Raw genomic sequence first — 13,282 nt, 5'->3', positions numbered from 1 at the left:
CTTCGGTCACCTCTCCTTCTGTAGTACGGACAGCGCGGCGATCAGCTGGACCTGGTGGTCCGGCGTCACGTCCAAGGTGTCCAGGGGCGCCAACCGCCGGTCCCGCTCCGCCTCCAGGGCGCGGGTGACACAGCCGTCGAGGAGCTGACCGCCGCGGTCGCCCAGGTTCAGCGCACCGTGCGCGCCCAGGGACTCGGCCAGCCGCTCACCCGCCGTACGGGCACGACGGCCGCCCAGCAGGGACGCCGTCAGCAGGGCGGTGACCTCGTCGGGGGCGCATCTGCCGCCGCCTTCGGCGACTCGCGTCCGCACCTCCTCCTCGGCCAACTCCTCGACGCACCGCCGCCAGTGGCGCACGGCCACGCCGATCCGCTCCCCCGCGCCGCGCGCGTCGCTCGGCGCGAGCCCTGCCCGCGCCACCGGATCCCGCTTCCCGGTCTCCGCGACCCGCTCGTCGGCGGCGGCCACCGCGCTGCGCAGCAGGGTCGCCAGGGAGTCGACGAGGGCGCGGAGCAGCTCCTCGGGGGTGCTGTCCCGGGGCAGCCCGTGCCAGTGGGTGAGAGCGCCGCCCGCGAGCGCCGCGCCACCGGCGATCTCCCGCCGCACGCGCTCCAGTTCCTCCCCGTAGGCTCCCTCGACCCGCTGCACCAGCCGTACCGCCGCCGCGTGCTGGGCGGCGGCCGCACCGGCCAGGGCGGGCATCCGGGAACGCAGCGAGGCGAGCACCCCGGCGGCCGTCCGGGCGGCCGCCACACCGCGTGCGTGGGGGTCCTGGGCGTGCTGGGTGAGCCAGGCCCGCAGCGCGGCGACGGCGGTGGCGGGCAGCAGCCCGCTGCCCCCGCCCGCGGACTCGGGCAGTTCGGGGATGGTGAAGCGCGGTACGTCGCCGAGCCCGGCCGTGGTGAGGAGGGCCGCGTACTGCCGTGACACCTCGCCCGCGAGCTGGTGGGGCACCCGGTCGAGCACGGTCACCAGGGTGACGTCGTACTCCTTGGCGGTGCGCAGCAGATGCCAGGGGACGGCGTCGGCGTAGCGGGTGGCGGTGGTGACCAGCACCCAGACGTCGGCGGCGCAGATCAGCTCGGCGGCCAGATCGCGGTTCCGGGCGACGAGGGAGTCGATGTCGGGCGCGTCGAGCAGGGCGAGCCCGCGCGCCAGTTCCGGATCCGTCTCGATCCGCAGCGCCCGGGCCCCCTCCTGCCCCCGGTCCTCGTCGTCGTACACCGTCTCCGGCCGTTCGCCCTGCGCCGGCACCCACACCCGGGTGAGCTGCGGCAGTACCCGCTGCCCGGCGAACCAGGGGCGGTCGTCGGGGTGGCACACCAGCACCGGGGTACGGGTGGTGGGCCGCAGCACCCCGGCCTCGGTGACCCGTCGGCCCACCAGGGAGTTGACGAGCGTGGACTTGCCCGCCCCGGTGGATCCTCCGATCACCGCCAGCAGGGGCGCTTCGGGGGCCCGCAGCCGGGGCACGAGATAGTCGTCCAGTTGGGCGAGCAGCTCGGCACGGCTGCGGCGCGCGCGGTCGGCACCGGGAAGGGGGAGCGGAAACCGGGCGGCGTCGACGCGATCACGCAGTGCGGTCAACGCGTCGAGCAGCCGGGGCCGTACGTCCAAGATCGCCACGTGGTGAAGAATGCCCGTTTTTGGTGGCTTTTTGAAGCGTATGCCCACACGTGCGCGTCAAAGAGACCCGCCCGGATCACCCCAGAAGGGGCATGGGACGTAAGAGACGACGGGGGCCCAGGCATAACGAGTAGACAACACCCGCCCGCTGAGGCGTGAAAAACGATGCGAGTTCCGGACCTGCCTGCGATTATCAGACCGCTTCACCGAACCTCCACAAGGTGCCACGGAGGTGAAGCAACCGGGGCGAGGCGCAAGGAGCCCTATCCTTGTCCCCGGCGAGGTCACGGTCCGCCGAGCCCGGCCACCCGCACCACGGCCGCACCGGCGGTATCGCGGGCACCCGGGGGCTCATGTTCCATGACCACCACCGGCCCCCGTAGCTCAGTGGATAGAGCAGGCGCCTTCTAAGCGCTTGGCCGCAGGTTCGAGTCCTGCCGGGGGCGCCACCCGCCTCCTCCCCGCGTGTCCGCGGAGGGGGCTTTCGCATCCTGTTCCGCGGGACTCTAGCGGCGCCCCTGTAGCGGCCGCGTAAGCACCGTGGACGGCTGCGCCGACCGGGGTCGCACTGGGTGAACAGGGGCGCACCGTACCGGCTCGACTTCATCCGCCCTCAGGGGAACTCCACGGTGACGGTGAGACCGCCGCCCGGGCGGGGATCGGCGGTGGCGGTTCCGCCGTGGGCGCGCGCGATGGCGGCGACGATGGCCAGGCCGAGCCCCGCGCCCTCGCCCCGTACCCGGGTGCGGGCCTGGAGGCGGTGGAACGGCTCGAAGAGCCGGGGCGCCATCCCGGCGGGAACGTGCGGCCCGGTGTTGGTGATGCGCAGGGTCCCATCGCCGAGCACGATCCGGATCTCGCCGCCGGGGTGGTTGTACCGCAAGGCGTTGCGCACCAGATTGCGGATGAGCTGGCCGAGCAGGACCGGGTCGCCCTCCACGGCGAGGGGCTTCAGGACCGTGGTGAGCGTGATCCCGCGCTGCCGCGCCTCCTCACCGGCCTCCGCCACCACCGCCTCCGTCGTCCGGTCGAGCGCGACGGCCTCACGGTGGCGCAGCCCCTCGGCCGCGTCGGCGAAGAGGAGCAGCGATTCGATCAGCCGCTCACTGCTGTCGGCGGTGTCGATCAGCCGCCGCCGGATCCACTGGACCTCCTCCGGCCGGGGATCGGAGAGACCGATCTCGGCGGCCGCCCGCTGAATGGCCAGCGGGGTGCGCAGTTCATGCGCCGCGTTGGCGGCGAACCGCTGCTGCGCCTGGACCAGTCGCTCGATACGGTCCAGCATCCGGTCGAAGGTGTCCGCCAGCTGTTTCAGCTCCCCGGGCGGGCCTTTGAGATCGATGCGCTGCGCGAGGTTCTCTCCGGAGAGTTTGTTCGCGGTGGCGGTGATCACGCCGACGGGGCGGAGTACCCGTCCCGCCATCCACCACGCGAGAAAGGCCGAGAGGACGGAGAAGACGCCGAATCCGATGACACAGATGATCAGCAGACGGCTGAGCGTCATTCCCGTGACCACCTCGACCGCGTCCGACTGGATTCTGAACGCGGCGGTCCTGGTCAGCTCCGTGCTGGGGAGGCGAACCGGTCGGACGAACGCGAACGGGGCGACCATGCCCGTCGGCTTCGTGTCCATGGCCGCCCGCTGTACCGGCCCCTCGAGCCAGCGTTGGACCAGCGAGTAGATGAAGGCCGTGAGGAGGCCGCCGGCGAGCAGGATCAGTCCGGTGTACAGCGCCGTCAGCCGGGCCCGTTCGGTCCCGAAGCGCAAGCGGCGGATCATGGACATTCCTGCCGTGTTATCTCGTCCTTCCGACCGGACGGGGCCCGGCGGGCACTGGGGACGATGCGGTATCCCGCGCCCGGGACCGTTTCGATCGCGGGCGGGGCACCGAGTTTGGTCCGCAGGCGGCTCATGGTGACCCGCACCGGATTGGTGTCGTATCCGGTGCCCTCTTCCCAGACCTTTTCGATCAGGCTCTCGCCGCTGACCACGGCGCCGTTGGCCCGCATCAGGGTCTCCAGCACGGCGAACTCCTTGCGCGCGAGCACCACCCGGCGGCCGTCGCGGGTCACCTGGCGGCGCGAGGTGTCCAGCACCAGACCGGCCCCCCGGAGAACGGGGGGTAGTGCGGGCTGGTTCCGGCGACCCAGGGCGAGGACCCGGGCCAGCAGTTCGTCATAGGCGAAGGGCTTGGTCAGATAGTCATCGGCACCCAGCCCCAGACCGGCCACCCGCTCGGCAACGGTGGTGGACGCGGTGAGCATGAGGACGCGGGTGAGCAGGCCCTCGGCCACCACATGGCGGCAGACGTCATCGCCGTGCGTCCCCGGCAGGTCCCGGTCGAGGATCACCACGTCATAGTCGCCGTAGACGAGTTTGTCGAGTCCGCTCTCCCCGTCGAGTGCGATGTCGACGGTGATCGCGTCGCGTCGCAGACCGTGAGCGATCATCTCTGCGAGGAACTGCTCGTCCTCTACCAGAAGTACGCGCATGTTCCCTGTATACACGGGTTCCACGTTTCATTGCCATTACATGATGGCCGCAATCCCCCGTGACTCGGTAAGAGAAACGAAACGGGCCTTTGTGTCACGGTGCCTCTCAGTGTGACGCCGAAGGCCGCCGCGATAGGGGTCACCGCGCGCTCCTTTACCCTTCTCTCTTCCGTTCCATCATGGAGGTGAAACGCATATGAGGAATTCACGGATTCAGCTGGTGATGGCCTCTGTTGTGATCGGTCTCGCCCTGTTGACCGTCGGCTGTTCATCCGAGGGCGGCGGTACCGATAAGACGCCGACGGAGGCCTCCGGGTCCGGCGGAAATGCCGCGGGAAATTCCGAGGTCGAAGCATCGGATTCGTTCCTGAAGCTCCAGAAGTGTATGCGCGGCCAAGGCGTGGAACTGCCGGATCAAAAGCAGACCGAGGACGGGAAGATGCTCGCCATCGGGCCGCCCGAGGGCACCTCGCAGAAAAAGTTCTTCGCGGCCATGAAGAAGTGCGGCGGCATGGGCGGGGGCAGCCCGGAGGAAGATCGCCAGTTCCAGGAGCAGCAGGTGAAACTCGCCGCCTGTATGCGGAAGAAGGGCTATGACCTGCCCGACCCCAAGCCCATCGAGGGCGGAGGCGGCGGCACGAGGGCGACCATTCCCATTCCGAAGGGGGAGAACAAGGAAAAGTTCATGAAGGACTGGAAAGAGTGCGGAGCGTGAGGCGCTGGGCCGCGGTCACCTGGGGTGTGATCACCGTTGCCGCCCTGTCCGGAGCGGGGCTCGCCGCTCATGAGATGTCCGGTTCCGGCAAGAGCGGCGTCGAGGAGCGGACCGACCTTCCGAAGGCGACCGACAAGGTTGTCAGAAACGACCTCATCAGCAGTACGACGGTGGAGGGGACGCTCGGCTACGCAAAGAAGCGGAAGGTCAACGCCGGTGCGGGTGGCACCGTGACCTGGCTCCCGGGCGGCGGTTCGAAGATCACCCGCAAGGAGCGGCTGTACGCGGTCGACGGCCGGGACGTACGGCTGATGTACGGCTCCGAGCCGATGTACCGGACCCTCAAGAAGGGGAACACCGGTACCGACGTACGGCAGTTGAAGACCAATCTGATCGCCCTCGGCTATGGCATCGGTCTTTCGGTGGACGAGGAGTTCACCCAAGGCACGGAAAAGGCCGTCAAGAGATGGCAGAAGGACCACGGTCTCAAGGTGACCGGCACCATCGGCCCGGATCAGATCTTCTTCGCGACGGGGCCGGTACGGGTACGGGAAACCCAGGCGGCGGTCGGTGACCGCACCACTCCCGGACAGCCCGTACTGAGCATCACCAGTTCGGACCGTGTGGTGCAGTTCGACGTCAAGGTCGTGGACTCCGCCATGGCCACGGAGGGAAAGAAGGTGGAGGTGGAACTGCCCGACGGAAAGAGGGAGATGGGTGAGGTCACGGCGGTGGCGAACACCGCCAAGCCGGGCAAGAACCCTTCCGACACCGATCCACGCGTGAGCATCACCGTCGCCTTCGACCATCCGGACAAGGTCAGGGGAATCGACAAGGCCCCCGTCACCATCCATCTCAAGGGCGAGACGCGCGAGAATGTGCTCAGCGTTCCGGTCAGCGCCCTGCTCGCCCTGCCCGACCATTCCTACGGCGTGCAGGTCGTCGAGGGCACCCAGGTCCGTGAGGTGAAGGTGCGGCTGGGGCTGTTCGCCCAGGGCCGGGTGGAAGTCACCGGGGGCGGGCTGCGGGAAGGTATGCGAGTCGGGGTTCCCTCGATATGAGCGTCGTGTGTCTGACCGAGGTGCGCAAGGAGTATCCGGGCGGGGTCGCCGCCCTGCGCGGGGTCGATCTGACCGTCGAACGCGGAGAACTGCTGGCGATCGTCGGCCCCTCCGGATCGGGGAAGTCCACCCTGCTGCACATCGTGGGCACCCTCGACTCCCCCACCGCCGGTTCGGTGACGATCGCCGGGCACCACACCGGTACCCTGTCCGACCGTCGGCTGTCGGCCCTGCGCGCACAGCACATCGGCTTCGTCTTCCAGGCGTTCCACCTCTTCGCCGGGGTCAGCGCCCGGGACAACGTGGCGGAGGGGCTGCTCTACACCGGACTGCCGCGCGCCGAGCGGCGGCGGCGGGCGACGGCGGCGCTGGAGCGGGTGGGCCTCGGGGACCGTCTCGGTCACCGGCCGCATGAACTGTCCGGTGGCCAGAAGCAGCGCGTCGCCATCGCGCGGGCGATCGTCGGTGAACCGGACCTCCTGCTGGCCGACGAGCCGACCGGCGCGCTGGACTCCGTCTCCGGGGAGAGCGTGCTCAAACTCCTCCATGAACTGCACCGGGAGGGCGCCACCATCGCCGTGATCACCCATGACCGGGAGGTCGCCGCCACCCTGCCCCGCCAGGTGCGGCTGCATGACGGGCTGATCGTGGAGGACATCCGGCGCGGCGCCGCCGCCGGTGTCGGGGTCGGCGCGGCCGGCGGCGCCGAGCGGCCGGGGCACGGGACGACGACCACCGGGCGACGAGGAGAGACACCATGAACACGCGGCAGCGGCAGCCGGGTCTCGCCCCCGCCCGGTTGACCCCGCGCGACATCCTGCACACCGGTGCGGCGGGTATGCGCAGCAGACCCCTGCGCATCGTGCTCTCCGCACTCGGTATCGCCATCGGCATCGCCACCATGATCGCCGTCGTCGGAATCTCCTCGTCCGGAAAGGAGCGGCTGCTCCGTGAACTCGACTCCCTGGGCACCAATATGCTCGTGGTCAAGCCCGGGGAGTCTCTGCTGACCGGGGATCCCGTATCGCTGGCGAAGGACACGGCGGCCCGGGTCGGCCGTATCGAGGGCGTCGAGGACGTCGGCGCGACGGGAGAGCTCCCGCTCTCGGTCCGCCGCTCGGAGAAGATCAGCGACCAGGTGACGGGCGGGATCACCGTCCAGGCCACCAGCCAGGAGCTGCGGACGACGCTGCGCGCCACGATGCGCTCCGGTACGTGGTTCAACGCGGCCACCGCCTCCTATCCCTCGGTGGTCCTGGGCGATGTGGCGGCCGAGCGCCTGGGCATCACCGAGCCCGGGCAGCGGGTGTACATCAAGGGCGAGTACTTCACCGTGCTGGGGATCCTCGATCCGTTGCCCCTCGCCCCCGAGATCGAGCGCTCGGCCCTGGTCGGCTGGCGGGCTGCCATGGCCCACCTCGACTTCGACGGACATCCCACCTCGGTGTACGAACGGTCCACGGACGCCACCGTGTCCACGGTCCGGGCCCTCATCCCGCGTTCGGTGGACCCCGAGTCGCCGAGCAATGTGTCGGTCAGCGATCCCTCGGCCGCGCTCCAGGCCAAGGCCGCCACCGAAGGCACCTTCAACAGCCTGCTGTTGGGGCTGGGCGGGGTCGCCCTCCTGGTGGGCGGGGTCGGGGTGGCCAACACCATGATCATCTCGGTGCTGGAGCGCCGCTTCGAGATCGGACTGCGGCGCTCCATCGGGGCCACCCGTGGGCAGATCCGCTTCCAGTTCCTCACCGAGTCGCTGCTGTTGTCGGGGTTGGGCGGGGTGGCGGGGGTACTGCTCGGCTCCGGCGCCGCCGCGGTGTACGCGCTCGGGAGCGATCTCCCATGGGTGATCCCGCCGTGGGCCGTCGCGGGAAGTTTCGGAACCACGCTGGTCATCGGGTGTATCGCCGGGCTGTATCCGGCCATACGCGCCTCCCGGCTCTCGCCCACGCTCGCGCTGCACGCGGCATGAGCCGGGCGGACCTTACGGGCTCCGTACGCCGCCGTATGAGACCCATACGGCGGCGTACGGGGGCGCTCGGGCGCGTACGGGGGCTCGGGCGCGTACGGGGCCGTGCCTCGTAGCCAGGCGGGGCGCATGCGGCCGTCCGCGCGCCCGGGGCGGGCGCGGCAAAAGCGCCTCCTGATGGCCCCGATACGGGGGCGAGGCGAGGCCACCAGGAGGCTGTTCTCGGGAGTGGCGCCGGTATCACGGCGCGGGGTGGGGCCTCGTCATGGCCGGTGCCGGATGACACCAACGGCGGGCCCGGGGCAGATGTTTCCAGAGATTCCGCTGGGAGACACCGGTGAAAATTGCTAGTCGAACACCGGGGCGGGATCGCCGCGGTCCGCGCCGCGCGGTTCAGCGGGGCATGGTCAGCACCGCGACGCCGTTGACGCGGTCTTCCGCGAGGTCCTCCAGGGCCTCGTCCGCGCGGTCGAAGGGGTACGGGGTGATGGTGGCCCGCACGCGGTGGGCGGCGGCCGCGGCCAGGAACTCCCGCCCGTCCTCCCGGGTGTTGGCGGTGACGCTGCGCAGAGTGCGCTCGCGGAACAGATGGCGCTGGTAGTCCAGCGGCGGGATGTCGGAGAGGTGGATCCCGGCGACGCTGAGGGTGCCGCCGCTGTCCAGCGCCTCCAGGGCCACCGGCACCAGATCGCCCACCGGCGCGAAGAGGACGGCCGCGTCCAGCGGCTCGGGCGGCCGGTCGGCTGCGGCGCCCGCGGAGGCGGCGCCGAGTTCGAGCGCGAGGGCGCGGGCCGCGGCCGAGCGGGTGAGCACATGGACCACGGCGCCCCGGGCGAGGGCCACCTGGGCGGTGAGGTGCGCGGAGCCGCCGAAGCCGTAGATGCCGAGGCGGCCGCCGGGCGGCAGCTCGGCGCGGCGCAGCGCCCGGTAGCCGATGATCCCGGCGCACAGCAGCGGTGCCAGCTCCTCGTCGGCGTATCCGGCGGGCAGGTCGTAGGCGTACGCGGCCGGGACGGTGACGTACTCGGCGTAACCGCCGTCCGCGTCCCAGCCGGTGTACTCGGACGAGGGGCACAGGTTCTCCCGGCCGCGGCGGCAGTACGCGCAGCGGCCGCAGGTGCGGCGCAGCCAGGGGACGCCCACCAGGGTGCCGAGCCGTTCTCCCCCCGCCCGCGGGCCCGCCGCGACCACCTCGCCGACCGCCTCGTGGCCGGGGACGACGGGGCTGCGGTGCGGCGGCAGATCGCCGTCCCGTACGTGCAGATCGGTACGGCACACCCCGCATGCCCGCACCCGGACGAGCAGTTCGTCATCGGCGGGCCGGGGCACCGGCAGGTCCGCCCGGTCGAGACGGCCGGGGGTGCGGACCACCCAGGCGCGCATGGTCGGGGGGATGTCAGCGTTCGCGGCAGCCGTCACGCGTCACAACGTAAGCCGGGTCACGGGCACGGCCGCCGTGGCGCGCCCGTGGCCACGCCACGCGCTCACCCTCCGGCGGGACCCGGCCCGCACCGGTCCTGACCGGTCGTCACCGGTCCTCGCGTGAGATGATGAAGAGCACCCGCAGCACCAGCACCGCCGTGATCACCAGCAGGTGGTAGCCGAACAGCTGGAAGAGACCGGTGCCGGGGATCACCTCCGGTCCGCGCTCGATGCTCAGCAGGATCGCGGACATCACCCCGCTGGTGGCCGCGATGAAGGTGAGCAGCACCTCGTGGACCAGGGAGCGCACGTACTTGCGGTCGCGGGCGTCGGCGAACAGCCGGACCCCCACCCCCAGCCGCCCCTGCTCCAGCGCGCCGGTCACCCGGTCCAGCCGGCGCGGCAGCCGGCGCAGCAGCTCCCACGCGGCCAGCAGCTCGGCGGGGACGGCCGGTTCCGGCGACGGGACCGACGAGGACGGACCGGTGGACTTCCCGGCGGCCGGGCCGCCGCGCCGTCCACCGGTGATCTGGCGCGCCTCGTCGACCATGTTGAAGCCGGGGCAGACCGTGGTGAGCGTGCCCTCCAGCGTGGCCAGCGCCCGGAAGACGGCCGCGGCCTCCGGCGGCACGGTCAGCCCGTACCCGGCGACCAGCCGGAACAGATCGGCGAACACCTGCACCTGGGGTGCACTGCCGGGGATGAAGTGGCGGGCCAGGAAGCGGCCCAGGGCCCGTTCGAGGGCGCGTTCGTCGATCTCGTCGGGGCGTTCGACGATCTGGAGCAGCGCATCGCACAGGGCGGCCGGGTCACCGCTGTTGACGGCCAGCAGGAACAGTTTCAGCCCGGCCCGCAGCTGGGCGTCCACCCGGCCCACCGAGCCGAAGTCGATCAGCGCCACCCGGCCGTCGTCCAGCAGCAGGATGTTGCCCGGATGCGGATCGGCGTGGAAGACACCGTCGACCAGGACCTGATCGAGCAGGGTGGACAGCAGGGTGTGCGCCCAGCGGGCGCGGTCGTCCTCGTCCGCGGCGGCCAGCCGGGTGGCCGCCCCGATGGGCTCCCCCACCAGCCAGTCCAGGACCAGGACGGATTCACCGGACAGCGATGCGTGGACGGTGGGCAGCCGGACGGCGTCGTCCTGACGGCGCCGCGCCCGCGCGGCGCGCACGGTGGCGATGTTGGCGGCCTCCACCCGGAAGTCCAGCTCCTCGTGGACGGAGGCGGCGAACCCCTCGGCCAGCTCCACCAGGCCGATGGCACGGGCCCAGCGGGTGCGGCGCTCCAGCACGGCCGCCAGGCGGCGGATGATGTCCAGGTCGCGTTCGACCACCGGACGCACGCCGGGGCGCAGCACCTTGACGACCGCCTTGCCGCCGTCGTGCAGCCACACCGTGTGCACCTGGGCGATGGAGGCGGCGGCCAGCGGGGTCGGCTCGAACTCCTTGAAGTGCGTCTCCAGGGGCACGCCGTAGGCCGCGACGAGGGCCTCCTCGACGGCGGGCCAGGGCGCCGGGGACACCTGGTACTGGAGCCGGCTCAGCTCCCTCACGAACTCGCGCGGCAGCATGTCGTGCCGGGTGGAGAGCATCTGGCCGAGTTTGACGAAGGTGGGGCCGCCCTCCTCCAGGGCCAGCCGCAGCGGGCGGGCCAGCCGCGCGGCGCCGCCCGCCGCCCCCTTACCGGAGCGTCCGCGCAGATACGGCCGCAGCCCGTGGCGCACCGCGATGGAGACGATGTGCGAATAGCGGCGGCCGCGCGCGACACGGGACTTCCAAGCCCTCGGCCAGCCGGCCGGGGAGCCGAGGGAGCCGCTGGGCAGCACCACCTCCCACGCGGCCAGGAAGCCCATGGTCACCAGCAGGGTGGAGCCGAACTGGACGCCGGTGAGGATGCCCTGCTGCTCCGGGCGCTGCATCACCAGGTTGAACACCCCGAGCCCGGCCAGGCTCACCAGTCCGCCGGACAGCGCGCGGAGGACACCGATGTGGAGCCCGAGCATCCGGCGCGCGCTCACGACGAAGACCGTCATGAAGCCGCTCATGACGAGGACGACGAGGACGAACTGGGCCGCCTTCACCGCGGTCCCGCGGCGCGGTGACGACATGACGCCGTCGCAGCCCCCATGTGTCCGTACCCCGTCCCCGGCCGTTCCGCGTCGTCGTCCCGTTCCCCGCTTCCGTCCCATCTTCGGCACCGGTCCGCCGCGGGCCGCGCCGGGCCGGGGAAACTGCCAGGAAGGTGCCAGCGGGCTCGCGAGGCGGCGGCGGGCCCGCCCGGCCGCCAACGGCCCCGCGGTCCGCGCCGCCGGTCCCGGTGGCACCTTCCTGACGCACCCCGCGATGCGGGCGCGTTCCTCGCCTAGCGTCCGCGGCATGGTCGCGTCGTTCGCCCACCCCGTGCGCGGTGGCTCCCTGGCCGGGGAGCTGGCCGCCCGAGAACCCGCGCTCACCGCCCGCCTCCAGCGTGGTCTGGAGGCGTCGGAGGAGCGGCTGCGGGGGTTCGCCACCGAGGCCGGGGACCCGTATGTCGCCCGGATCGTCGGACATCTCATCGGCACCGGCGGAAAGCGGCTGCGGCCCTTGCTGGCCCTGGTCGGCGCGGAGTTCGGGGAGCGGGACCCGGAGGCCGCCGTGGACGCGGCCGCGCTCGCGGAGCTGGTGCACGTGGCCTCGCTCCACCACGACGACGTCATGGACCAGGCCCGCACCCGGCGCGGGGCGCCCAGCGTCAACGCGCTGTGGGGCGATTCGGTCGCCGTACTGGCGGGCAACTGGCTGCTGGCGAAGGCCGCGCGGCTCGCGGCGGAGCTCGGCCCGGAGATCCTCCGGCTTCAGGCCAGGGTCACCAACCGGCTGGTGTCCGGTCAGATACGGGAGCTGACGGGCGCCGCGCCCGGGGAGGACCCGCTCTCCCACTACTTCGCGGTGGTGGCCGGGAAGTCCGCCTCCCTGATCGCGATGGCGCTCCAGAGCGGCGCGATCCGGACGGGTACGCCCACGGACGCCGCGGAGGCGCTCGCGGAGTACGGCGAACACCTCGGCACCGCATTCCAGATCGCCGACGACATCCTCGACGTCACCGCCGCCTCCGAGGTCTCCGGCAAGGAGCAGGGCAAGGACCTGGCCGTCGGTGTGGCCAGCCTCCCGGTCCTGCTCGCCCTGGCCGACGAGGGTCCCGCGGCGGACGAGTTGCGGGAGCTGCTCACGGCCGCGGGACAGGGGCGGGCGGGCGCCGCGGCGGTGCCGAGGGCCGTGGCCCTGGTGCGCGGCGGGGGTGCGCTGGCGGAGGCCGGGGCCATGATGCGCGGGCGGCTGGCGCGGGCGCGGGCGGCGCTGGGCGGACTGCCGGAGGGGCCCGCGACCCGGGTGCTGTACACGCTGTGCGACGTGGTGGCGGACCGGGACCACTGATCCGTCCCGGTGCCGCGGATCCGGACCGGTGGCGCGGATCCGGACCGGCCGGCGGGTGCCCGAGCACGTACGCTGAGCCGTATGGGCAGCTCATGGTCTCAGGGGGTGGCGGACGAGCCCATCGACCCCGACACCGCGCCGCCGACGCCCGCCGGGCACGGTGTGTGGCGCGGTCAGGGCCCGGTCGTCGCCGCGGTGGCGGCCGGCGGCGGGATCGGCGCGACCGCGCGCTACGGCGCGTCACTGCTGTGGCCTTCCCCGGGTGCGGCGTTCCCCTGGACGACCCTGCTGGTGAACGTGGTGGGATGCGCCCTCATCGGCGTCCTGCTGGTGCTGGTGGACCAGCTGTGGGGCGCCCACCGGCTGGTCCGGCCGTTCTTCGGCACCGGGGTCCTGGGCGGGTTCACCACCTTCTCGACGTACGCCGTGGACTTCAAGCGCCTGCTCGACGAGGGCCGCGCCACGGCCGGGCTGCTCTATCTGACCGGAACGCTGCTGGCCGCGATGGCCGCCGTCTGCGCCGGGGTGGTGGCGACCCGGCGGGCCCTGGCCCTGGGCGGCCACGGACGGAGCGCGCGGTGAGCAC

The 13,282-nt window shown here is 72.0% G+C and carries 11 protein-coding genes and 1 tRNA gene; 7 read left to right on the top strand and 5 right to left on the bottom strand.

The features are described 5' to 3' along the window. Nucleotides 1-6: 6 nt before the first annotated feature. Complete coding sequence (locus AC07FT_RS16005; RefSeq protein WP_479176803.1) at nucleotides 7-1,617, bottom strand: dynamin family protein; 1,611 nt, start codon at nucleotides 1,615-1,617, stop codon at nucleotides 7-9. A 382-nt stretch (nucleotides 1,618-1,999) separates the two neighbouring features. Between AC07FT_RS16005 and AC07FT_RS16000 the strand changes: the two genes are divergently transcribed. Then, a tRNA-Arg gene (locus tag AC07FT_RS16000) sits at nucleotides 2,000-2,075 on the top strand. Nucleotides 2,076-2,239: 164 nt separating this feature from the next. Here the strand turns inward: AC07FT_RS16000 and AC07FT_RS15995 are convergent. Continuing rightward, the gene (locus AC07FT_RS15995) at nucleotides 2,240-3,406 is read right to left on the bottom strand and encodes a sensor histidine kinase (protein WP_479176727.1); all 1,167 of its coding nucleotides are present in this window, start codon (nucleotides 3,404-3,406) and stop codon (nucleotides 2,240-2,242) included. Then, nucleotides 3,403-4,119 carry a response regulator transcription factor gene (locus tag AC07FT_RS15990; RefSeq protein WP_479176726.1) on the bottom strand — a complete coding sequence of 239 codons (717 nt, stop codon included), beginning with the start codon at nucleotides 4,117-4,119 and terminating at the stop codon, nucleotides 3,403-3,405. The genes AC07FT_RS15995 and AC07FT_RS15990 overlap by 4 nt, the downstream gene beginning before the upstream one ends. Before the next feature lie 196 nt (nucleotides 4,120-4,315). Between AC07FT_RS15990 and AC07FT_RS15985 the strand changes: the two genes are divergently transcribed. From AC07FT_RS15985 to AC07FT_RS15970, 4 genes are read left to right on the top strand one after another with little or no spacing between them, the layout of a single operon-like run. Then, complete coding sequence (locus AC07FT_RS15985) at nucleotides 4,316-4,834, top strand: hypothetical protein (protein WP_479176725.1); 519 nt, start codon at nucleotides 4,316-4,318, stop codon at nucleotides 4,832-4,834. Continuing rightward, a complete protein-coding gene (locus AC07FT_RS15980; protein WP_479176724.1) occupies nucleotides 4,831-5,895 on the top strand; it encodes a peptidoglycan-binding protein in 1,065 nt (354 codons plus the stop codon). The genes AC07FT_RS15985 and AC07FT_RS15980 overlap by 4 nt, the downstream gene beginning before the upstream one ends. Next, on the top strand, nucleotides 5,892-6,656 hold the full coding sequence (locus AC07FT_RS15975) for an ABC transporter ATP-binding protein (RefSeq protein WP_479176723.1): 765 nt from the start codon (nucleotides 5,892-5,894) through the stop codon (nucleotides 6,654-6,656). Before AC07FT_RS15980 ends, AC07FT_RS15975 begins: the two co-directional genes overlap by 4 nt. Beyond that, nucleotides 6,653-7,864, top strand: coding sequence for an ABC transporter permease (locus AC07FT_RS15970; protein ID WP_479176722.1), 1,212 nt, complete (start codon nucleotides 6,653-6,655; stop codon nucleotides 7,862-7,864). Before AC07FT_RS15975 ends, AC07FT_RS15970 begins: the two co-directional genes overlap by 4 nt. Before the next feature lie 390 nt (nucleotides 7,865-8,254). Here the strand turns inward: AC07FT_RS15970 and AC07FT_RS15965 are convergent, their stop codons facing one another. Both AC07FT_RS15965 and AC07FT_RS15960 read right to left on the bottom strand, forming a co-directional pair. After that, nucleotides 8,255-9,244 carry a zinc-binding alcohol dehydrogenase family protein gene (locus AC07FT_RS15965; protein ID WP_471204263.1) on the bottom strand — a complete coding sequence of 330 codons (990 nt, stop codon included), beginning with the start codon at nucleotides 9,242-9,244 and terminating at the stop codon, nucleotides 8,255-8,257. 145 nt (nucleotides 9,245-9,389) lie between these two features. Continuing rightward, nucleotides 9,390-11,390 (bottom strand): ABC1 kinase family protein, encoded by a 2,001-nt coding sequence (locus AC07FT_RS15960; protein ID WP_479176721.1) that lies wholly within the window; start codon nucleotides 11,388-11,390, stop codon nucleotides 9,390-9,392. A gap of 268 nt (nucleotides 11,391-11,658) precedes the next feature. Between AC07FT_RS15960 and AC07FT_RS15955 the strand changes: the two genes are divergently transcribed. Together AC07FT_RS15955 and crcB are read left to right on the top strand one after the other, a co-directional pair. Continuing rightward, nucleotides 11,659-12,696, top strand: coding sequence for a polyprenyl synthetase family protein (locus AC07FT_RS15955; RefSeq protein ID WP_479176720.1), 1,038 nt, complete (start codon nucleotides 11,659-11,661; stop codon nucleotides 12,694-12,696). An 81-nt stretch (nucleotides 12,697-12,777) separates the two neighbouring features. Beyond that, the gene (gene crcB / locus AC07FT_RS15950) at nucleotides 12,778-13,278 is read left to right on the top strand and encodes a fluoride efflux transporter CrcB (RefSeq protein WP_471204019.1); all 501 of its coding nucleotides are present in this window, start codon (nucleotides 12,778-12,780) and stop codon (nucleotides 13,276-13,278) included. Nucleotides 13,279-13,282 lie beyond the last annotated feature (4 nt).

The sequence above is a fragment of the Streptomyces sp. NPDC045899 genome (genome assembly GCF_056431485.1).
The sequence above is the reverse complement of the archived record's forward strand: the minus strand, read 5'-3'. Positions and strand labels throughout refer to the sequence as shown.

Bases quoted from the DNA above. Each gene is read 5' to 3' on its own strand.
- AC07FT_RS15955 (WP_479176720.1), top strand. From the start codon at position 11,659: ATGGTCGCGTCGTTCGCCCACCCCGTGCGCGGTGGCTCCCTGGCCGGG.
- AC07FT_RS15995 (WP_479176727.1), bottom strand. From the start codon at position 3,406: ATGATCCGCCGCTTGCGCTTCGGGACCGAACGGGCCCGGCTGACGGCG.
- AC07FT_RS15970 (WP_479176722.1), top strand. From the start codon at position 6,653: ATGAACACGCGGCAGCGGCAGCCGGGTCTCGCCCCCGCCCGGTTGACC.
- AC07FT_RS15965 (WP_471204263.1), bottom strand. From the start codon at position 9,244: ATGCGCGCCTGGGTGGTCCGCACCCCCGGCCGTCTCGACCGGGCGGAC.
- AC07FT_RS15975 (WP_479176723.1), top strand. From the start codon at position 5,892: ATGAGCGTCGTGTGTCTGACCGAGGTGCGCAAGGAGTATCCGGGCGGG.
- AC07FT_RS15985 (WP_479176725.1), top strand. From the start codon at position 4,316: ATGAGGAATTCACGGATTCAGCTGGTGATGGCCTCTGTTGTGATCGGT.
- AC07FT_RS15990 (WP_479176726.1), bottom strand. From the start codon at position 4,119: ATGCGCGTACTTCTGGTAGAGGACGAGCAGTTCCTCGCAGAGATGATC.
- crcB (WP_471204019.1), top strand. From the start codon at position 12,778: ATGGGCAGCTCATGGTCTCAGGGGGTGGCGGACGAGCCCATCGACCCC.
- AC07FT_RS15960 (WP_479176721.1), bottom strand. From the start codon at position 11,390: ATGTCGTCACCGCGCCGCGGGACCGCGGTGAAGGCGGCCCAGTTCGTC.